At 65.0% G+C, this 23,966-nt stretch carries 1 protein-coding gene; it reads right to left on the bottom strand.

The genetic code is table 11. The features are described from left to right. Positions 1-22: 22 nt before the first annotated feature. Positions 23-23,962, bottom strand: coding sequence for a scabin-related ADP-ribosyltransferase (locus tag OG206_RS00475; RefSeq protein ID WP_327110987.1), 23,940 nt, complete (start codon positions 23,960-23,962; stop codon positions 23-25). Positions 23,963-23,966 lie beyond the last annotated feature (4 nt).

The following is a 23,966-nucleotide window of genomic DNA, read 5'->3' as shown; positions in this document are numbered from 1 at the left end:
CACTGGCAGACCCCGACGCGCATCACTGCGGGCGCCCTGACAAACCTTTACCACCGTCTTTCCATGCTACACGTTCGGTGACCGGGTCCCATGTTCCGGTTTTATCGGTCTGCCAGTCGTAGACGTTGACGATTGCTGCCGGAGAAATAGAAGAAGTAAAGACTACTTCCCTCTCGCCGGGAAGGGGTGACTGCAGTTTCCTGTTTTCGAAGTGGGCATTCACGTCAACGCCAGTGGGATCGAAATTCAACCTGGTATTGATTTGATACCTGTAGCGCGCCCCCCTGAATCGACTTAGCCATGATCGCGTAGTGGCAACGAACTGCGCTTCAGGATTTTCACGGACCCATGCATCAATGGAGACGATATTGTTGACATTTTTCGCCTCGAACCCTTCCTGGAAGACTATAGAGGGTTCCACATTCGTGCTCCTCCAGAGAATTTCTCCGAATTCACTTTCTGCGTAACCATCATCTTCTGCGTGAAGCATGCTTTCATTCACTCCGCCGAGCATAGGATACTTGCGATTTGCTACGGCCTTATTGAAGAGAAGATTCGCTTGTTGGATTGACGAAAGACTCCGTTCGTGAGGCGTCAGTGCGTCATACAGCCGTCTGACAAGGTCGTTCCCCGTGCCGTGTTCTGCAGCATGCTTTCGGAAGAGTGAATTGGTGTGTTCCAGAACCCATTTCGCATTATCCGGATCTCGGTTGGCAAAGTCATTCCAAGCCGCGTACTCCGACTTAATGCCCGAGGTTTCTGTCTGAAAAAAAACTCCGGTGTGGCTGTGGGGTGCGAAAATTTCCGCGATCTGTTGTAGGTGGTCGGCGGTCAGCACGAAGGAACCGGCAGTATCGATGGCATCCATAATGCTGGACTCGCCGTCAGCCAGAACCTGCCTTCCTCGCCCACCAGGAGTCAGCAGCACCTTCTCGTTAGGACGGTCGTCCCAACAACCCAGGCCGTGAACGATCTCGTGCACGAACGCCAACGAAGCGACATCAGCGTACCAACGGTTCGTTCGCATAGGCAGGCCAATTATGGGAAGCCCCGGCACGACCTCGACTACCTCGTGAGCGGAGTGCTCGTTGCCGACGAATTCCACCCCAACCCGCAGAATTGGCCCCGGCCACTGCGGGCCGAACACGACATTTGGCTGCAGAGCGGGCAATCGGTAGCCGCGTCGATTTATCAGATCATCCAAGCCGCGTTTTACTCGCGCTTCAACATCGGAAATCTGCTCCCGACTCACACCATTACCGCGCAAGTGAATTCGGCGTGTCATGGACAGGACGTCTGCGGCTGGGGAAGCACCTCCATGCCATATCCATGCATATCCTACCTGCAACCGTTCACCCGATTGAGGCAACCGGAGCACCCGCAACCTGCCACTCACGCTCCGCGTGAAGCTAAAAGCCTCCTGGCCGGCCGGCTGGCCATTCCTTTTATTCGCCCCATAAGGAATCCATCGATCCGATACCACCTCGCCCGCGCCCCGGGCGAATTCAGCAGCAGAATGATGCTCTTCCAATATCGAGCTGACGGGAGCGAGCCGAGCCGCGTCGTTCAATCCGGTGGATGCAGGCATGCGATCGCCATCGGATTCCTGGAGCGGGAGATTTGGCGCGACATCTGAATTGATCCCTTCAAATGATCTCGCACCGTCATGCGCACCATCAATCCACTCAACATCACCCAGTTCTGAATTCCACTTGCCAGTCCTATTGTGCTTTCTGTCATAAACGCTAACAAAGGCGCCCGGCTGAATCATCCCTGTGAACGAAACCTCCTCCTCTTCGGTGAATTCTGAATACTCATCATATTCTTCGACAGCTTTCACCGGAAGGATACCGGCGTTTCGCTGTCGCTGGATTGTCGCATTGGCGTCAATCCCTCGGGCGTCGGCATTCATTGAAGTTTCGACTTTATACCTGTAGCGCCGTGCGCCGTACCAAAGGTCGCTGTTGCGTGTCGTGGAAACATAGGTACTTGCGGTGTTTTCCAGCTGCCATTCCCACAGCGGAACGATCCGGGTCGGCTCGTCAGCAACGAGCCCCTCAAGAAACCTTCGATGAGGTTCTGTGTTCGAAAAGTTCCAGACCACCTCACCGAGGTTGCTCTCCACAACAAAGTCCTGGTCTCCGGGGTGCACAAGCTTGTAGTCCACGGCTGGCGCTACATCGATAGACAGTTCACCCCCCAGCCCCTCTGCGGCCGCCGGCGCGTCCGGGCCGACGGCCGCGTTCACGCGACTTCGCCGTGGCCCTGGGACCGGGGCACGGGGGGAACGGGAAGTGGGCCGGCCCTCCGGGGTCTGGTCAACCTTCTTGAGGAGGTCGTCGATGCCCGGATGGGGTGCGCTTTGCCCGTCGTCGTGAGCTGCTACGGGTGTCGGGCTCTGCTGCGCGGATTCCGCCGACAAATCGTGGTGCCGGCGCAGGCTTGTGGCCAGGCCGGGGTCGATGGCGGGTTTGGCCAGGACGAGGCGGATCGTGTCCTGGTCGTTCAGGCCTACCTCGCGGAGGGGTATCTCAGCCCGCGGGTTGAGGTCCCAGGTGATGTCCAGACGGCTGTCGTAGGCGAGGCCCTCCAGATCGGACCGGACGATGAGCGCGGAGCGGACAGGATCGTCGTGCAGGCGTGCCTTCAGTTCCTGTGTCAGCTCAGAGTCACGGGAGAGGCCGACGCCGCCCTCAAAACGAGCGGCCCCCTCGGCGGCCACCTGTCCGGGCTCGGTGGTCTGGTGCATGGGGCCGGTTCGTGCGGTCCCGGGATCCGCGGGGGCTTGCGAGGCGGGTACGGCTTCACCGGGTGAGGCGGGTCGGACCGGTGAAGTCCGCGCACCAGATGTGTCGTCGCGGCCCGCAGGCACAGACGGTCGCGCTTCCTCTCCGGTGCCTGTCGGCGGGGCCGGAAGGGCGGTGGTGATCGCCGCGGGAGACGGACCGGTTTGTGTGGCGTGGTGTGTGCCGCTCTGGGTGGGGTGCCCGCTTTCAAGGCTGGGTTCGGGGGCTTGTTGTGTCTGGCGGGCCTTGCCCTTGTCCGTGTGGAGGCCGGAGGGCCCGGCCCCAGGTGTCTGATCGGCGGGGTGTGTGGCTGTGTTGTGGGCGCGGGTTGTCGTGGTGTCGGGTGCGCCACCGTGCATGCGGGCGATGTGTCCGTACTGGCGGATGTCCGCGAGTGCGGCCGCGGTCAGGCCCGGGTAGCTCCATGTGAGGTCGATGCGCAGGCGTGGATAGTTTTCCGCGACCCAAGGGGTGGTGATGTCGGGCAGTCTGCGGCGGCGTAGCTGGGAGTTGACGGCATCGGTGAGGTCGCGCAGTTGGTCGGCGTTGAGGGGTGGCCGGGGTGGCGGGCGCAGTGGTCCTGTGGGGCGGGGGCCGCCCAGTGCCGTGTAGAGGGCGTCTTGTTCGGGGGTCAGGGGCCTTCCCATGACCAGTGCGAGGAAGGCTTCTGCGGGAAATTCTAGGGGGTCCGTAGCGTAGGCGGACAGCGCTCGGGCGGGTTTCTTGTCCAGCAGTTCGGTGGCGGTGGTGGTGTCGTAGAAGTGTGACGGATTTTGCGTGTGGTGCAGGAAGTGCCCGAGCTCGTGGATGATGGTCGCCATCCCGGAGTCGGCGAACTGCGAGTCCAGATGTGTGAAAGTCCCGTCGGCCTCACGCGTGGGGGCGCTGGAGGCGAGGAGGCGGGGGGAGAGGACGAGCATGTCAGGCTGGAAGAACTGCCCGTCTGCGTTCCAGTCCTTGGGCGCCTTCTTGTCGACCTGGGTGTCCTCGCCGGAGAGGGCTGCGATCGGTTGGGCGTATTTGGGCAGGTAGACGCGTATGGCCGGGACCGAGAAGCCGGCGTCCTGGACCCGGCTCACCGCGTCTTCCAACTGCTCGATCCGCTGCTGGGTCAGCTGCTCGGGCTCGGTGGGATCGGTGTGCACGCTCACCGCGGTACCGCCCACCTCGAACGCCCACTCCGTCATCTCATCGAAGGGGATGTTCGTGTCCCGGTAATACGTGCGCCCCTTATCTTTGATGGGCGTCAGCGTCTGCGAACTGCCTGGACGCTGATGGTGGAACGAGGCGAGCTCCGGGAACCGCTCCAGTTCGCTGTCAAGTGATTTCGACGCGCGCGCTTCCCGCAGCATCTCGGGGCCCACACGGTCGGAAACCACCCCCGCATACCGCTCCAGCAACTCTTGCGTCTCGCGGAACACACGGCCGGCATAACGCTGCATGAGGTTCACGGACAGCCTTGGGAAGACGCCTTCCTTCCGCTTTCCTGTCAGCGCGTGATGCACCTCGTTGTCCGCCACGATCGCCTCAACCCTGGGCCGGAACACGAACCCTTCCATGTCCGGATGCACCACCTGGTAGCGCTCCCGCTGATCTTCGTCCAGCGGCAGCATGGCGGCCCCGACACCGGCACGCATGCGCGGCAGCTCGCGGCCAAGGACGCGTGCGGCGATGTCCGTTGCCAGTGCCCGCGTATTGATCCGCCCCAGCGAACCCCCGGCCTTCTCAACCAGCTCCCGGCGAATTTGCTCCACCACCTCTCGCGACACCGGCCGCTCGCTCTTCGGCAGTGCGAGATTGACCGACTGGTACAAGTTCTCGGCCTGCTCGAGAGCACGCGCGACGCCGATCGTGCTGCCAGGCGCTGTGCCATCGTCGCTGTGCGGGTCGCCGGTACCGGCGGCGAGGCCGGCGGGGGATTCCTGTTCAGGGCCCGTCGCCTCGCCGCGCGGCACGGTCTCGACGGCGGACGAACCCTGTGTGCGGCCCCTGCCACCGGGCACCTCCCCGGTCTGCGCGGACGCTGACCCCGTGTGAGGGATCTGGGTAGGGCCGGCGGCTGTCTTGCCTTCGCCGGCTTCGTGGGCAGGCGAGGCAGGAGTGGCTGCCTGCCCTGTGGCGGGTTCCACTCCCGCGGGCCCGTCCTGCGACACGTCGTCCGCGGCCACGAGGGGCAGGGCGACCCCATCGGAAGCGAACTCGACGACGGCCGTAAGACCACCGCCGTAAACGATCTCGGCGGACTCGCCCGCCCCAGGGAAACGGGCCGGTCCCTCACGCACGACAAGGCTGTCGTGCGCAGACTCCCGCACCGGCTCGGGCCGCACGCCGCCGGGCCCGTACCCGGCGCCCTCCTGCGAGGGCGAGGTCATCGCCGTCCCAGCGGCCACGCGCACCCCACCGGTATCCGCCGGGGAGACCACGTTCCGATCTATCGGCCCATCTGTGGCTGACGCGAACTCGTCAGCCTCGTGGCCATCCTGAACCTGGTCCATACCCCGCGGGCCGATCTGTCCCTGCCGCCCGGCGTGTGCCTCGGTGACATGTTCCGTGGCCTGCTTGACCATCATGTGGCGGGGCGTGCGGGAGGCTGCTGCCCGGTTGTGTGCCGTGTGGCTTGTGGATGGCTCAGCCCAGGACTCCCAGGACTTCACCAGACGATCGAAGAACGCGGCACGTTGCGGCGCATACTCACGCAGGTATTCCCTGTCGTTGAAGTAGTGTGTCGCAGTTTCGGCGAAATCCTCCCTCGGGGACGTTTGGGCGTATTCGCTGATCGCCTCTTCATAGGTGGTCCGGTGGCCGTTCTCGTCCCACTCGCCGACCATGCGGGTAAACCAGGGGAGGTAGGCGGCCAGTTCCGCCGCGATGCGCCGCGCTCCGGCAGTCCGGGTCTCACCGGTCCGCAACGCCGGCCCAGGGCCGGGTCCGATCAGCCTATCGATCGCCCGTGCGCGCCGGGGCCACAATGTCCTCAACCTTTCGGGATCCCGCAGGAACCATCTGATCGACTCCCGGAAATCACTTTCCGGAGTTTCCGTGATGCCATCTTCCGCAGTCACCAGTGAACTGTCTTTCCGCTGGCGGAACTGCTCGATGAACTCCTGCAGCGCATCATCAAACATATCGGAATGGGCTATTTCGTGGGTCGTTACCCACTTAATCCCGTCCGGCCGGTAAGCGGACTGGTCACGGCCTGCCAGAATCTTGCGTGCGGTCGAGAAGAGAGCAACCACGGAATCGAAATGAATGCCGGCAGTACGGAAATTTTCAATCTCTTCGCCGGGGAAGGTCGACAGGAAGCCGATCTTTTTGATTCCCAGCTTGCCACCGCTCTTGGCAGCGCGCTGCCTGTCAATGATCGGCCTATAGTGATTCAATGCCGCGTGGACCTGCGACAGGGAAGAAGCATCCCACTTAAGTGGCTTGCTCACGTTCGTCGAATAGGCCGTGTTGACAGCCTCGGCCACGGTCTTCGAATTCACGGATACGCCGAAGTCTTGAAGGATCCGCTCCTTCCACACATCCGACTCCGTCCGCAACGGCGGTTCTTGCGTAGCGTGTCCGGGTCGAGTGCGGTGCGTCGCCCGGACGGCGGATGTCGAAGCGAGAGCAGCGGTCGCCGGCCTCGGGCGCTCTGATTCTGTCCGAAGGTACAGAACCTCGACATTCACGCCGCCTTCCGCGGCCGACCGGACCTCCACCGATATGTCGAATGCTTTGTCCTGGAACGCCCGGAGAGATATATTGCGTTCCCAGCCTTCGGAGAGCAGGGAGCTCAGGGCCGCGTAAACGAGCTCTGCGCGCATCCCGGCATTCCTGATGGCCGCCTCGTTCTCGGAAGAGTTCTGCTCCGTATATCCGATGACTTTGATCTCGGGCTTGGGGTGACCTGCCCGGCTGACCCAGGTACTCGCGTCAAGGATGATCCCGGCGATCTCGGAGAGTCTGGGATCACCTACGCCGGAGTACCGATGCACATGCACGATGCCCGGACCAGCACCCTGTACATGCTGCACCGGATCGGCGCCCTGCGGCCACTCCCTGCGCAGCGCGCCAACGCGCCGCTGGGGCGCCATCATCCGGCGCTCTGGCGCACGATTTCCTGTCCCCATGGCGAGTGGCGGTGTCCCGTGCGTTCCACGCGGCGTGTTGGCGGGGTCCGCGTCTATGCGTGTGGAGGGTGTCGGTATGTCGGCGTGGGAACGTTCCGTGTCCGCATCTGGTGTGAACGCGGCCCGGTCGTCCGCGGCATGGTCGACGTCATCGAGGAGGTCGTCGATGCCCGGATGGGGTGCGCTTTGCCCGTCGTCGTGAGCTGCTACGGGTGTCGGGCTCTGCTGCGCGGATTCCGCCGACAAATCGTGGTGCCGGCGCAGGCTTGTGGCCAGTCCGGGGTCGATGGCGGGTTTGGCCAGGACGAGGCGGATCGTGTCCTGGTCGTTCAGGCCTACCTCGCGGAGGGGTATCTCAGCCCGCGGGTTGAGATACCAGGTGATGTCCAGACGGCTGTCGTAGGCGAGGCCTTCCACATCGGACCGGACGATCAGCGCGGAGCGGACACGATCGTCGTGCAGGCGTGCCTTCAGTTCCTGTGTCAGCTCAGGGGCACGGGTGAGGCCGACGCCGCTCTCAAAACGAGCGGCCCCCTCGGTCACTACCTGTCCGGGCTCGGTGGTCTGAAGGTGCGGGGGAGCCGATTGTGGGTCGACGTGGAGGAATTGACCGTCAGTGCCGTCGTCGGAAGGTATGACCGCCAACGATTCGAAGGCCACCGCTGTGGTTACGTCGGTGCGGGGTCCGGTGACGTCCGCGACGATGCCGGTGGTCGGCTCCGTGGGCGGGGTGCTGGTGTTGTCACCGTCCGGCTGGTGTTGCGGTTGGTGGCTGGTGGCGGTCTCGGGGGCCCGGGGGAGGTTGCGGGCCGATGGCTGTGTGGTGGTGGTTGTGGGGGTCAGGGGGAGGCGGAGGGTGGGGCCGGTGTGTGTGGTGTGGGGGGTGATGTGCAGGGTGTGGCCGTCGCTGCGGAGTGTGTGGGTGGGTTCGGGGGTGTCCAGGGTGGGGTGCAGGGTGTCCCAGTTGTCGATGCGGCCGATCCAGCCGGTATCGCCTCGCAGTATTACTCCGTGGTCGAGGTGGAGGAAGTCGTCTCCGTAGGCCGTCCAGCCGTCCGCGGACAGACGGGTCACCCCCTCACCGTCGCCGTTGCCGTCGCTGTCGTCGTGGTGGGAGTAGTGGATCTCTCCGGTGTCGCTGACGTCATAGCCGAACTGGGCGTGCGGCCGGGAGGGATCGGACAGTTCGAAGCGGGTCCAGGCCGGCTGCTGTTTCCCCTTCGCGTCTCCCATGGGGCGAGTGGGCGTGTGCGGGACGGTGACGACAGAGCGGGCCTCTGGTCCCTCCACGGTGATGCGATGGCCCAGGGGCAGCCCTGTTGGATCCAGACCGGTATCGCGCGAGCCGCCCGGCCGGTTCCACGGATTTTGGCCACCCTGCGGATAGAAAAGACCAGACCTGTGCGACGCCTGACCGCCCCGTGGGCCACCCGGATAAAATGACGGGTGGACGGTCTGTTCCGTTGGCCTATGGATTTCTGTCCGGTGTGGTGTGCTGAGACGGTAAACGGCTTGGATGGCCCTGATCAATCCTGCGCGGACCTCGGGGTCTGCGAGGTCCGATACTCCCTCCGAAAGCAATTTCTGGATCGTGGCGGACAGAACATTGAGCTCTTCAATTGCGCGGGCGGGCAAGGGCCGGTTCTGAGTGAACTCGTCGAGTGACCGCGCGAGGAACAGCGTCTGGTCGCTGTGGGTGGTCTCGGGGGTGCCCGGTGGGCCGGCTACCACCATGCGCGGGATGATCTTGAGAAGGGGGGCGATCTGGGACACGTCGGGGTGGGAGAGAATTCTTTTTGCCATCTCGCCGAGGTGATCCGTGGTCGCCTCCTGCCGATGATTCAGGAAGGACTGCCGCACATTATCGGACACTTCACGGAGATATTGGTTCCTCTGACGAGAGGAAACGAGCCCTGCCTTTGATCCGAATTGCCGGAGTTCCAGCAGTGCCAGTGGAATTCCGTCCTGCATTTCGAGCCGGTCGTACAGAGGATCCAGTCTCATCCCGATGGCGTCTCGCTGACTGACGGGACGGCCACTGTTATTCCCCCTGAAAGCAAAAGCGAGATAATCCCTCGGGGTGAAATTCCCTTCATCTCCGATCGGAATATAGAGAAGTTGGTCGATCGGAGATTCTATTTCGTGGTCTTGGTATTTCTCGGCAAGTCCAGTAATGACTCGTACGAAATTCTGTTCGATGTTGCCGTATTCTCGTTCGAAGAAGTCCTGCACTGCCGGATGGAGGGCTGCGTGCAATTCCCCGAGAGGGTTCCTCGAGGCAGTGGGAACCCAGTTCTTCGCCAAACGGCGATGGTTTACGGCAGACAGGAACAAGGCTGCGGCATGATTGAAGGCCAGCCAGCCGTATCCCCAGACCTCTCGCACCAGCCGGTCCGATGTCAGCAAATATATTCCGGAATCGGGAATATCGTAGCCGTAAAATCCTGACACGAACTTTTCAGCATATATCCTGCCGAACCCGCGCGAAAGGTCGAGAAGGTCATATGCCATACCATCTGTGCGCGCGTCGTTCAGGTGGAGCAGGGAGAGGAAACCGTCGACCGGCAAGCCGACCGTCATCTGAGTGTAGAGATTTTCCCCGTCGCCACCTGCCGGGGCGGGATGAATGACATGAGACATGAGGTGCGGCTCCACGCTCCATCCGTCCCGGCCGTGGAGGATCTCTCCGAGTGTTTTCGCCTCGGTGACGTTCAGGTGTCTGCGCGTCGATTCCAGAAGTATTTTCGTGGCCTTCAAATCCAGGGTGCGTGTCTCCCCGGGGAGTATGGAGGCAGGAGCAGAAACAAACTCCGGGATGTGGTGATCCTCTGCTATCGGTTCCGCATGGCCTGCTCTATATGCATCATCCCAGGTCATGTACAGAGAATCGCCACTTCGCCAGAACCGCCGCGCGTCGAACGTAAGATCCGCGCCGGAAGTGTGGGTCGCGATGACCTGCCCATAGACATCTGGGGCGTCCGGGCTTTTCAGTCCGAGGTCTTGGTGGAACTCCACCTCGATTCCCAGGGCGCCGTACTGGTGCGTGCCGGCGGGATCGATGAGTGCCTGTACCGAGGTGGATTCGATGTGTTCCGGGAGTGCGCCAGCCGCGACGCGGGCGTTTTTGTCGATGATGACCGCGCGTGCCTCGAGGGGTGCCATGCCGGGGGGACGTGCGGCCAGTTGACGGTCGCCACCGGCGGTGAGGTCGATCCAGACGATCTCCGTCGGGGACACGTCTTCCCGGATCCCGCCGTCGCTCGTGCCGGGAAGCGCATAGGCGGCGAACGCGTGCCCCCTGCCCGAGGAGCGCCGGGCGAGCACGAAGGCGGCGGTGCCGGGGCCGGCGGCGGCGAGTGCCTCTGTGATCCGGTCGAAGGAAGCGACGGTGCGCCAACCCGGACCCAGCGCGAGCGGGCCTTCCTGAGTGCGGCCGTCCAGGACGCTGTCATCGACGGCCCGCGCAGGGGCGATGCCCTGAGGGAAGAGGCTGTCCCGCAGCGACTGCAGCAGGATCAGACACTCCTGTTCGGACATCTCGTGCGGGGACAGTCCCGCAGACCCCGGCATTCCACCGTGGCCGGCCGCTACGACCTGCCCGATTTCCCGCAGCAGACCCGGCCGGTCCCAGATCCGCGGGTTACGCGACTCCACAGCCAGCTCAAGACCCGGAACACCGCCCGTCATCCCACCACGCGGACTCCGACGGGCCCCGCCCCGCAGCTCGACGTACTCACCTCGCGCGGCCACCTCCGCCACCTGTCCCGTCCAGTCCCGCTGTGCGAGCTCGACACGTTCCCGGGTACCTGAACCGCGCTCCGCGGAGGCAGCGGGCTGGTGTGTGCCGAGGGCTGCTTGCAGTCGGGTGAGGTGTTGTGCGCTGGTGTTCGGGTCGTTGAGGGCGAAGCCGACGGCTTCTTGGAGGACGTTCCGCAGTTTGGTGTCGAAGGTGGGGTCGAGTGTGGCCATGAATACCTGAGACTGCCCTGGCCACCACCACTGGGCTGCCAGGTTTTCCGGTGCATTGCCCGGCCCTGTCACCGCGGCGGCGTCGTCCGGGCCGTTCCACTGGCCCTGCTGGTAGACCGGTTCGGGGAACGGGTCACTGCCTGTCATGGGGTCGTCCGTGTGCGGGGCGTGGACATTACCCGTCTGGGACGGGAACGCGCCTGTGGGGGAGGTGGCCTGGTCACTGGTCCCGAACTCGGGCAGCGGTTTTTCGGGCAGCGGTTTTATCGAGGCCACTTCGTCCGGCGTGAACCAGGTGCGCGCGAGGGCGTCTTCCAGGCCGTGCCACTGGACTTTCTGGGCCGGGTTGGGGAACGGGTCACCGCTTGTCATGGGGTCGTTCGCGTTCGGGGCGGGGACATTACCCGCCGTCCGGAAGGGGAACGCACCCATGCCGGAAATCTGATCACCGGGTTCCTGCCCGGGTTCCTGTCCGGGTTCGGGCAGGATGCCGGGCATCGAGTCGGGGTCTTCGTGGGTGAATCCAGCAGCCGCATCATCGCCCGGAGGCCAGACGTCTCCCTGGAAAGCCGGCGGGGACACCATCCCCGGCCAGGTGCCCGGCGCGTGGCCAGGTGTGACCGCAGCGGCCTGCGGTCCGCCCACGGGCCCGAGCGCGTTGCTCAGTGTGCTGGATGACGTGGCGGCCGGGGCCGGCGCGGCGGAAGGGAAATGGGTGGGGGCGAGGTGCCCGATGGCGACCCATGCGGCCGGTGTCCGTGCCCCGTCACGGATCTCGGTGATCAGTCGTGCCCGGTCCTCCTGTATCTGGGCCTCGTCACTGCTCGACGACCAGTTCGCGAGGGGTTGGTTCAGGAGGGCGTGTTCCAGGGCCAGCCACACATGGGAGCCCTGGGGGTCGTGCCCGGTGTGCAGCTCCTCGAGGTGGTCGGCCACAGCCGTGCGCATCTGCGCAAGGGTCGGCGTCCGCCCCTCGGGCGTACTCAGCCACTGGCCCTGGGCCCAGGTCACCAGCCCCACATCCCACGGATCACCCAACACCCGCGCATCACTGCCACCCGCAGGCGGTGGGTACCCCGGCCCCGCCGGCGGGCCCACCAGATGCGCGTTGACCCCGTCCAGGTACTCGCTGACCGGACCCGCGGACAGATCATGACCCGACCACAGCCCGCCCCGCGGGTCACCCGGCGCCTCCACGGGCTCTCCGCGCTCCGCAGGTCCCTGATCCACGAGCGGCGAGTACGCCGCGTCCGGACCGGGGGTCACCATCCCCTCCCGCGCATCACCCGACGCATACCACGCTGAGGGATCCTCCCCGGGCCAAACCCCCGCAACCGGCTGATCGGCCTCGGTCATCGGCGAGGTACCCGCTCCCAGCGAGCGGCCCTGCCAATCCCCCATGCCCTCAGCGGCCTGTTCCACACCAGCCGGATCGTCGACTCCTCCGCCATGCCCACCTGACGAAGAACCCAGACGCCAGGAGTCCTGGGCGACCGGCGAAGGCACCATCCCCGGCCACGTGCCCGGCACGTGACCGGGTATGACCGCAGCGGCCTGCGGTCCGCCCACGGGCCCAAGCGTGTTGCCCAGTGTGCTGGATGACGTGGCGGCCGGGGCCGGCGCGGCGGAAGGGAAAAGGGTGGGGGCGAGGTGCCCGATGGCGACCCATGCGGCCGGTGTCCGCTCCCCGCTGCGAATCTCGGCGATCAGCCGCGCCCGGTCGTCCTGTATCTGGGCCTCGTCACTGCTCGACGACCAGTTCGCGGAGGGTTCCTTCAGGAGAGCGTGTTCCAGGGCCTGCCACACATGGGAGCCCTGGGGGTCGTGCCCGGTGTGCAGCTCCTCGAGGTGGTCGGCGACAGCCGTGCGCATCTGTACAACGGTCGGCGTCCGCCCCTCGGGCGTGCTCAGCCAGTGGCTCCGGGCCGACGTCACCAGCCCCACATCCCACGGGTCACCCAGCACCCGCACACCACTGCCATTCGCGGGCGCCGGGTACTCCGGCCCCACCGGCGGACCCGCCGGACCATAGAACTCAGCGACGAGGCCCCTGCTGGGTGGCTTCACCTTCCACGTCCGGTACAGACCCGGAGCCCCCCCCAATCCCCCCAGCAGAGCGTTCACCCGCACCTTGTCGGCGTAACGGCGTGGCAGTGTTTTGAGGATATCCGATCGTGACATGCCCTTCTCTCCCGCCACCTCGAGGGAATCCGCGAGCCGCTGCAGGGTTGATGGATCGGGTGCTTGAGGCTGCGTATCGGGAGCGTCAATCAGCTGAATCAAGAAACCCTTGCCCTGCTTGACCTTTCGATAGTCGCCAGTGTCAATCAACGCTTGCACCGCGGCAGTGGCGTACTTCCTATTCTTCTTGGACAAGATGCCATTAAAATCATGGAGGGGGATGCCGTTCGCCCCTGCATTGTCAACAGCGGTTTTCACCTTAGCCAGGACCGCGGGGTCGACAACGAGCTGGGGCTGGGCGGTACCATCCAGATCTCGCGCATCTATGGCGCCCGCCGGCATCTGGTATTCCTTATTGGTGTCCGGATCGATGATCAACCTGTAATAGGTGGTGCCCTCTTTGTTCCAGGTCCGATAGCGGGCAGGGTATTCCTCCAGCCCCTTGACCAGAGTTGTGATATCGCCGCTGCTGCGGCTGCGCGTGAACAGCTCAGCGCCAATTTTATCGCGGGTGCGGCCTCCTTCCTTTGAGGCGTTGATATAATCTCTCAGCCTTTCCGCGTCGCCGTGCTGTATGGGAGCGAATTTTCCGGTGTGGGGGTGGGTGGGGTCGGTGAGGGCCTGGATGGTGGGGGTGGTGGTGGGTTGGGGGGTGGGGGTGATCAGGTGGCCGTCGGGGCCGGTGATGAGGACGCGGCTGTGGACGGGGGCGGGCAGGTGGTCCGCGAGCAGGGCGCCAGGCGTGAGTCCGTCCACGGTGTCGGGCATGGTTTTGCCGTCGGTGTGCTGTGTGCCGGTGCCTGCCGCCCCGCGCACACCACTGCCTTGGGTGCTGCTGTTGCGATCGCTGGTGGTGGTGAGGGGGGTGAGGGTGTGGTGGCCGGGGGTGGTGGGGTTGATGAGGATGAGGCCGTGGTCGGTGGTGTGGGCGATGGCGGCGGCGTGGCCGATGTGTGAGGGGCGGCCGGTGATGAGGTAGGCGAGGGTGCCGGGTGGGGTCTGGGCCAGGGTGTGGGTGAGGGTGGTGTAGTCGGTGACGGGGTGCCACAGGTCGGTGGGGATGTTGAGGTGTCGGCGTGCGGGTTCGCCGGCGTGGAGGGTGAGGTCATCAGCGGTGCGGCCGGTTCGGATCCGGCCGGTCAGGCGGTTCGCGAGGTCCTCGATCAGGCGGAGGCAGTACTGTCCCCAGGCGGGTCCGGGGACCGGCCCTGTCTGAGCGAGTCGGGTGGCCTCCATGTCCGCGGCCGCGCGTGCTGCCTGCCCGGCCATCTCCCCGATGACGCGGGCCGAAGACTCCCCACGCCAGGACGAGCCCCCACGTCTGCTGTGATCGAAGGACACCGCGTCGTTGCCGGGATTGTGCCCGGGCGGTGGCGTCGCGCTCTCGTCATTCCCGGTCGTGGACTCCGGGGAGGCCAGGGAGCCCGGGGCGGTGGGCCGGGCGCCGGGACGGGGGGTGTCCGGGGTGCTCGGCCGGTGCGTGTCCAGGGCGGCTTGCAGTCGGGCGAGGCGTTCCGGGCTGGCGTCGGGGCTGGTGGGGGTCTGGCCGATGGGGGTTGTGGTGGGCAGGGTACTCATACCGGGCATACCTATACCCGTGTCCGTGGCGGCTGGTGATTTACCCTGCCCCTGCGGAGAGGGTGCTTCGGCGGATCCGGGGGACGCTGTTGTCCCGAGGACGGCGACAATCTGTTTCTGTTCGCCTCTGATGGTGATTTCTACCGCGACGTCGCGGAATAGGCCCTGTACGACCGAGGTGTCCGTGTCCGGGTCCTGCGGGAGGACCTTGAACCGTGCGTTCGCTGACGCGCGGTAGACGTACGTCGTGTATGCGGCAGCGAGCAGATCATCGCGGGTCCAGTTCCGCGGGAGGCCCTGGCTCATGACAGGTTCCAGACCGGGAGCGAATGCTTTTTGCACATCGGCGACTTCCAGCAGGGTGGGAGCATGCTGTTCCGCGGTATTGGAATCGGTCGGGTCGTATGCACTCAGTGTGGTTGGACCGACCAGAACGTCGGTCCTGAGCAGCCAGTTCTGAAGGTTCTTTCGGAACGCGGTTCCTGTCATCTTTGTGTCCGTGACGCTACCGGTCGGCGCCATCCACAGGGGGTCGGGATCCTTGGCGATGAGTGACTGCGTCAGCTCCTCAATGGACCGTTGGTCCGATTTCACGGGGAAGAGATCCGTCAAGAATCGTGCGATCTGTTCGGCCGAGAGGTTTTCCGGGCCGATGGGTAGGGACACCGCGGTCGGACCGGGCTGCTGAACTCTTACCAATCCGAACCTGACCAGAGTCCCGCTGTTCGAGCGGGGCTTGGTCCACATGTTGGCGCCCAGCTGCAGCAGGCGCCAGATGGCGGCTGCTGCAGCGGCGTCTGCGCCTGGTTCGAGGTCCAGGTGAACGTAGACCGCGAACTGAAGGGCGTGCTGTCCATTGGGAAACAGCACGCGTTGCATTTTGACGTGGTCAGTTCCGGTCAGAGGGGCCAGGGGTGTCACCGCGACGGGCTGCTGCTTTGATGGCCAGTCGGTGTACGGCTGGTGCGCTGTAGGCCGGTAGGCGACGTACTGGCCGTTTCTGACCAGGCCCTCAATTCTTACCCCGTTGGAATCACCGACCCAATGGTAGGCGCCGTTGTCCAGGAGCCTGGTGCGCTCGGAGGTCACCGCCTGAAGGTGCGCCTGCTCGACATTGTCGAGAACCTGCTGCGGTGTCCATGCCTCAGGGAACAAGACCGTGGACTTGCCCGCAGTGTGCAACCGCCACCTGCTCGGAAGTTCGGCAAGCACGTCGCGCGGGCCGAGCTCCGGATCAAGGAAGTAGACATCAGCCGCGTGAGTACCGTTGTTGAGCGTCTCGACAGTTTTCGCATGCACGCCGCGGCCGAAGGCGTTCCTTGCGGGCAGGCGATGATGTGCACCGGTCCGGCTGACGCGGTCTCCGTAGGCCGCGATGTCCTCAACACGATGCCCGAACGCCGGGCCCGCAATCGGCCGCGGAATCTGTACAGGTGCCGGCAGGTAGGGCGGCACCTTCAGCCCCGACTGATCTTGCGCAAGCCGAAAACTGGTGAAGACGTCTCCGCGGAGCTCGCCCTCGATGCGCACTCCGCCGTATTCGCCCACCCACGTGTAGATGTGGTCACGTCCCGGAACGACGGTTACGTTGTTGCCGCGCAGTGCGTGGAGGTAGCTCTGCTCGGCGGCGTAGACCGCGTCATCCTCCGTCCAGTACTCGGGAAACATCATCTGCCGCCGCAGCCGAAACGGCGCCACGATGTCCCCGGCGACCGGAGCGACCCGGGTGGTTTCCTCACCCGCGCCGGGCAGCGGCGAGATGGCGCTGAAGGTGTTGTTCTCGTTCATCCATTCCGGCTCGCGCCGCGGGCGAGCAGATATTCCCCGGGAGGGCAGCGCACCTGCCCGTCCTGTTCGCGTGTCCCCGTACAGGACGGCCTGACGGACCTCCAGCGAAAAGTGCGCCCTGGCAGGCAGCCCGTCCGACCTGGGAGCTATGGCGTCCTCCGTCGCAAACGCCGTCTCACCATCGATCCGCGGCCGTGCCACGCCCAGCGCCTGGTCCACAGCCGCACCCAGCTGACGCAAGTGCCGGGGCGCCACAGTCATACGGCTGTGGCCCGCAGGCTTGGGCAGCCGGTCCTCGTCGAGCAGCGCACGCCCCTGCTGGTCCACCAAGAACCCGACCATCAGGGCACCGTCGTCGTACACCGGCCGCGGACCGTATGCCGCCTCCCGGTACTCATCCCGCAACCCGATCAGATGGCCGATCTCATGCGCCGCCACGAACGCTTGCACGTTCGCAGGCCAGGCGTTGCTTGTTGTGCGCTTCACCGCTGTGTAGAGCTTGACCACATGATGCGCGTGTGCGGCATCGTCCACCGCTTGCAGCGTCACCTGCAGGCGGTCCCCGCTCGGCAGCCGCAAACCACCATTGAAAAACCTAGTGATCCCGCGCTGGGCCCGTGCCGCCACCTCCAGCACATCCTCCGCGCTCGGCGAAACGCCGTCAGCGTCCTCCTGCGGAGCGAACACCACCCGCACCACCACGACGCTCACAAACTGCCCGTCCCCAAGCGAGACCCGCCGCACTTCAAACGCACGCATGGGCAGGCCAGCACTATTACCGGCCCAGGCCACAACCTCCGCCGGCGGCGGAACTACCTCCGCCCGCCCCACCTCCACAGGGTGAACTGAACTCTGCTCCACCTTGCTTTGGTGGACAGCAGCCTGATGACCAAACGGTCCCACCGCTGGTGTCTGAGATTCATGCGGCTGCTTCTGTTGGTCCTCCGTAAGCGCCGAGGGAGGCAGAGGACGATAGCGAAATGTACGGGAGGTGTGAGCGCCTCGTGCGCGCTGTGCATGTGACTGCTGTTCGGTGACCCATGCCTCGAACTGGGCCGTCAGTGTGTGCGGGTCGTGGCCCAGTCGCTGCAGTGCTTGAGCCGCGCTGTCTCTCTGCTTCCGAGCACGTTCGGCTGCGTGCGTGACCCGTGAAGAATCGGACTCGGTTTGCCTGTCCAGTGTTTGACCGTCAGGGCCATGGCTTTGTTGGCGCAGAGCTTCCTCCGCGTCGATCATTTCAACCCGTCGGCTCGCCTGCCACCATTGTGACCAGAGGCGCAGCCTCTCGCCGGGTCGCGTCACCGGCCCTCCGGCGGGAGCGGTGGCGTTCAGATGCGCATCCCACGAGGCGGGATCGATACCCAGCGCCGTGAGAGCTTCTGCTCCAGTGGCTGGGACGTCGTGAACTTGCGGCGACCTAACCCCTAGTGCGATCTCGTCGGGGAACAAGCCGCCTGCGGCGACATAGGCGCGCAATTCCTCTTCGGTCAGCGGAGGGATGTGCCGGTAGCGACTCCACTCGTTCACATATGAAACTGTTTCTCCGTGCGCTTCGTCCCACATTTGCGCGGACCGCAGCAATTCGTGAAGGGTGTGATGCTTTGCTGCGAGCGCATGCCCGATAAGACCCAGGCGAATTTCCTGCAAATCGAATACCCGGCCACTGTGCTGCTGCAGGCGCCATAGCGCCTCCAGAGTAAATGCCATTGAGCCAGAAGTTCCCGTGGCCACGAGGGCCCCGGTCGTCTGCCCGCTCTGGTGCAAGGGGGCCTGCACCGGAAGATCCATTTTAACGGTTGCCGGTAGCCACGCCACGAACTCCTTTCCGGATTTGTCCTTTCTGATTGCTATTTTTCGCTCGGCTGCACTTAGCGGAGGAACGACATGTTGCGGCCTGAGCGACTTGGGAAGGTTCTCCACATCAAATTTTCGACGCCAGGCGCGCTCTTTTCCAATTTCCGGAAAATCGTCATACGAAGGTGGATCGATCACCTCGGCCAAGGCATCTGAGGAAACCGCATAGAAAAGCATTGCGGACAATTCGCGCAGGTTCCCCGACCGAACCACGTTCCTGAGCGTGCTCACATTGTTTCCGACATTTCCAGCGCCCCAGTCGTTGCCTTGCGCCCCCAGAAGCGGAAGAAGCTGTGGATGCCCCTTCTCCAAGGTTTCCCAAATCACCTGGACCGCCTGTCGAGTGGCCACCAGGGACTCGGGTCGCTGTACCAGATAACGCCCCAACCGCTCTTCGAATACCTTTGCCGCTTCAGAAAAGCGTATCTGCGCGGACCAGGCAGAAACAGAATTGTTTTCTGCGCTCGGGGGCATGGGGAGATGATGAGCAGTCTCTTTGTGCGAAACGGACGCTCCAGGCCCTGTTTCAGGTGATTCATGCGTCAGATGATCCGGCGTAGCAACATTCGCCGATGACTCGTCGACCTGCTCCATAAAGTCCCGGTAGCTGTCGTACATCTCCTTGTCGGCACGGGTGGCATTGACGGGATTGGCCTGTTCACGGTGGATGGCCATGGGATCTGAACCGTAAAGCCGCTCCAGCAACGGCACGAGCTCACTTACGTTGGCCCGAACCCACTCGGAGCCGTTGTTGCGCTGTTGGCCACTGTAGGGGTCTGTGCCGTGATTCGTGCCCAGGTAGGCGTTGGTCAGCTGCGCAAAATATTCTTCGACGTTGGAGGATGAGTAGTTTTCAATTCGATTCCCCTTATCGTTCGCCTGGGTGGTCCCGTCCGGCCATTCAGCTCCTATACCTCTTCGATACCGGTTCCGGTAGCTGGCATCGATGGCTGCCAGGTCCTCCGGCGTCAGCGCGTACCAGTGAATGGCGTGGGCGAATTCGTGAGTGGTAGTCGAGTAGCCGTCGGGGTAGCTGGGGGCGATCCGTGTGCTGGCCCCGAGCAGGTTCTCCTCCGTGACAGCAGTTGACCGCCCTCCGAGTCCGCGCGTGGCGTCGAAACCGCGGCCCTGCCCGGATGCAACAGCCGAAGTGCCGCCGCGCAGTTCATGGAACAGCGGAAGGGACGTCATGGAGACATCGCGGGGCACGATGACCACGCGCGCGCCTGCTTTGAGCAGCCGGGCCGCTGTAACGCCGTCCTGGAGCAGGCGGCTGATCTGAGCATGAGCCTCGTGACGGGCCGACGCGGGCTCCTCGCTCCCCTCGGGGACTTCCACCAGCAGCCGAGCCCCGGTGGCAGCGAACTCACCCGCCGGCAGGGCCTCATGAAGCGCGTCAACGAACACGCCGTTCCGTGCCAGCCAACGCCGGTTTTCCGTGCTCAACGAGTCCAGCGTCTGAGCACGCTCCCTCGGCGTCATCAAAGGCAGGTCCCGCACCAGCTCGTTCGCCGCAGGCGGCGCGATGGCCGACGGCAGCACCGGGTCAAATGAGCTGGCATCGTCCCACCACGCGTGCTGCGCTCGGACGTGTGCCAGCAGCCGGCTCGCCGCCTCGCTTCGGATGCTCCGGTCGGGTTTGCCGTTCCACGCCTCCAAAGCCTCAATGATGGTGCGCAACTGCTGTCGGTTCCCTGATCGGTCACCACTGGTACGGCTGCCGGCCATCCAACTGCGCACTGCCGCATCCACCCTCTGAACCACGGCACTACGCGGCTGCCCGGGGACCGCCGACTGCCGGAACCAGGTCGGAATGATCTCCGCATCCCCCAGCGCGCCGGCATCGGACTCCGCCACTCCTTCCACAACCGCCGGAGGCGGCAAAGGGCGATAGTTCACTGCACGGGTACTCGAATGTTCGGATACGCTCGACCACTCGAACTGCGTCTCTCTGTCGCGTCCGATCCCCCTACCCATCAAGTAGATCGGCTCAGGTGGCGCTTGCTGCCGATCATCCTGCGATTCCGGGCGCAGGATCCCTGTGAATCGGACCTCCTCATCCAGGTTCCGATCAATGTCGGCGCGGCTTACGGGCGTTTCGGCGGCTACGTCAGCCGGCTGTTCCTGGTGGCTGGACCGAGTCTCGGCAGTCGGGTCGTCCGGGAACGAATCCAATGCGTCTTCGTAAACCGATTTGCCCGAATCAAGTGTGTCCGCGTCATCCGAGTCGTCGCCGACCCGCTCGTCGATCCGTTGGTTGGTGTCGATGCTGCTGAGCATCTGGACGGTGATGTCTTGTGCGGGCACGTTGAAGGGCGGCGTCTTCCCGAATGCTGAAGCGAGCGGGCTGTCCGCCTCCGGGCTCGGAGCGGTGAGGCTGTGGAGCCACCGCTTGAGGTGGTCCTCCTTCCCGGCCGCGTTCTTGTCTCCCTTGTTGTCACGGTCGTCCCGGTCGTCGCTGTTGTCGTCGACGAGGGTGTCACCGGAGATCGACTCGTCGTCCGGGGGCTCGGTGCCGGCGTCCGTGTCGGTATCCGTGTCGGTGTCGGTATTGATGGCCGGGTCGGTGGATGTGGTGAGCGGGGTGCTGGTGACCGGGCGGGGTGTCGGACCGGTGGCGCCGATGGCGTCGCGTGTGGAGACCGTGGGCACGCTCGGCGACAGTTCCGGCTCCACCGACTGTGCGGAGTAGGAGAGTGGGCCGGCCTGCTCCTCCTGTGTGCTGCGGGGCTGTGCGTTCGGTGTGCCGAAGGTGGTGTGCAGGCGGGTTTCGGGCCGTAGCGACCGGCGGATCGTGTCGGCGAGGAACACGACCTGGTCGGGTGTCAGGGCCGGTGTCTGTGCCGCGGCGTTCTGAACGGCTGCGATCTGCTCGTCGCGGTAGGCGGTGACGGCGGCCCGCAGACGGGTCAGCTGGTCGGGGCTGATCGTGAGAGCTGTCGCGTCCGGCTGCGGGTTGCCGGAGTACAAGGGGTCGCCCCCGTGGTGGCCGGCGACCTGCTTCAGGGTGGCTGCGGGACCGAGGATCGTGGTGAGCTGGTCCCTGTCCAGGACGGCGGAGAGCTGTCGCAGCGGGCCCGGGTCCAGGCGCAGACCGCCGCCGGTGGTCGGGGGGAGCGTGGCGAGGGCGGACAGGGCGTCGTCGGCGTCGTGCAGCTGTGCCCAGCCCTGCAGGCCGTGTGGGCCCCGGTCGTGGAGCGATGTCAGCCAGTCGCCCGGCAGTTCGCTCCCGTCGTTCGCCTGGAGACCGGCCTGCCCTGTCGTGTCCGGTGCGTCCGTCGGGTGGCGGTCGATGCGCGGTCCGAGGTGTGCGGGTATCAGGGAGACCAGGCGGTCCGCCACCGTGTCGGGTGCCGCGAGCGTGAACCGGCCCGGATAGCCCAGCGCGTTCAGCGAGTTGATCAGCGTCGCCGCGGCCGCGTGCTGGCCGAAGCCCGCCCCGTCCTCCAGCGTCACCATCACACCGGGCAGCGCGCCGAGTTGGCTGTGGACGCCCTGGCGCAGGTCGATCTCCCGCTGGGTCGGCGCGATGCCACCCCGCTGCGCGGCGAGTTCGTCGATAAGTGCCTGATGGTCGTCGGACGGCGTTGCGAAGAGCCGCTGCCAGACGTCGTGTTCGGCCTGGTGGGCCTCACGTGACGTGATCGGTGAATCGTCCGCTGTCCGCTGAGCCGCGGCTGTGGTGGGCTGGGTGGTGCCGGCCGGGTTGTGGGAGCCGCTGCCCGCGGCGTCGGCGGCTGCCGGACTTGCCTGCGCACCGGTGACCGGCCCCGAGACCGAGGCCGGGGGTGTGGACGTGGACGTGGGTGTGGATGTGGGTGTGGCCGAGGACGTGGTCGGTGTCTGCTGGTGGCCGCCGGCCGGGGAACCGGACGGCTGAACAGGTGTGGAGCCGTCATGCGCCGCAGCCGGTGCCGTGCCAGCCGCATCAGAGGCACCCGTCGTACCCGTCGAACCGGTCGTGCCCGTCACGTCGGTGGTGCCCGTCGCGTCGGTGGTGTCGGTCGTGTCGGTGGTGCCCGTCGCGTCGGTGGTGTCGGTCGTGTCGAGTGGGGAGGTGGTGGGCCTGGACGGTGTTGTCGGCGTGTGCGTGCTGCCGGCCGGTGAGGTGACGGAGCTGCCCGGTGTGTGTCCGCTGCCGGCGGGGACCTGGTGGGCCGGTCCGGTCTCGGCCTCGCCCTCGTTGTGTTCACCGCTGTCGGGCTGCTGGAGGGTGTGCGGCTGTTCGCCCGCCGGGCCGGTGCTGCTGGTGACGGGGCGGCCCGGGGTGGCCGTAGGGGCGCCCGCACCGATGGGTGAACCGGCAGGACTCGTCGTGCCGCCCGCAGGATGGGTCGTGCCGCCCGTGCCGGGCATGTGGGTGTCGGAGCTGACCGTGGTGACATCGGGCCTGCCGGTGCCGGCCCCCGGTGTGAAGGTGGAAAGGCCGGAGAAGTCCTGCTGCTTCACCGGTTTGACGTTGACGTTGCCGCCTCCCGCCGGGGACACCACCCCCGGGCCACCGGCTCCCGCCGGCACCCCGTGGGCGCCCGCAGGGTTCCCGGTCGTGGCGCCCGCACCCGCCGGCGCGTTCACGCCCGCGTTCAGCACACTGGCGATATTGCCGAAATTGAACTTGCTCGCGAAGAGCGCGCCCGCGCCCAGGCCCACGCCCAGGAACAGTCCCTGCGTCACCACACTGCTCGTGCCGGCACCGAGCATGGTTGCCCAGCTCCATGCCCACTTCCCGTCGAACAGACCGGTGCCCAGGAACTCGGCCAGAGTCTCGGAAAGCCCCTCGTACGTGAAGGTCCTCACCGCCCCGCCACCAGCACTGGTCACGTTGCCCAGGGCGTGGGAGAGACCGTTCCCGCCGGTCAGCGTGCCCGCGTCCCTGACGGAACGATCCGGCACGTTCCTGCCGGCCCCGGACAGACCCGGACCGTCCAACTTCTTGGTCACATCCTGGACCAGGTTCTTGCTGTCGAAGGTGGAATGCTCGTCGAACGTCTTCAGAAGATTCTTGAGCTTGTTCTCCATGCCGGGCAGCGCATGCGAGAACGCGCCTCCGAGTGCACCGAAAAGACCGTCCTTGCCGATCGCACCCCAGTCGATGCCCTTCGGCCTCAGGCCGTCCGGGCCGCCCGCGATCAGCGACAGCCGGACCGCGAAGGTCGTGAACGCCTCCTCGAACGCCTCACTCACCGAGGGCATGAGATGCGTCCGCTTGATCAACAGATCGAGAATCGTCAGAATCCGCAGACGCGTCGCCGCCTTGGCAATTGCTATATCGCCCGCGGAGGCACCGCCCGAGAAGACGGACAGCACGGTAAGAACCAGAAGCTCGAGGATCAGCCGCACGACTTCGGCTATGAGCTGCACCTTGCCCTCGACGATGTTCATCGCCGTCTTCCTGCGGCCGTCAGCAATCTCCATCAACTGATCCGCAAAATTTTTCAGATGGTTCGTACCGCCGTCGTCCACAAGCAGACTCACGGCCTTGAGGTAAGCGTTCCCGACCTGCGGGGGCAAAGCGCGGGCCGCGCCGAGGAGTGTGCCACTGATGTACTCGTTGGCTTTGAGTACATCATTTGCCAGGCCATTGAGCGGAATGGCGCTCCGGAGCGCCTTGTCCTCGTTGGCGTACGGCATCCTCAGGCCGGTGAGCGCCCAGAAGGTGTTGTTCAGGTCCTCGCTTGCCTCAATGGCCATGGCT

This window comes from Streptomyces sp. NBC_01341 (genome assembly GCF_035946055.1).
GTDB lineage: Bacteria > Actinomycetota > Actinomycetes > Streptomycetales > Streptomycetaceae > Streptomyces.
The sequence above is the reverse complement of the archived record's forward strand: the minus strand, read 5'-3'. Positions and strand labels throughout refer to the sequence as shown.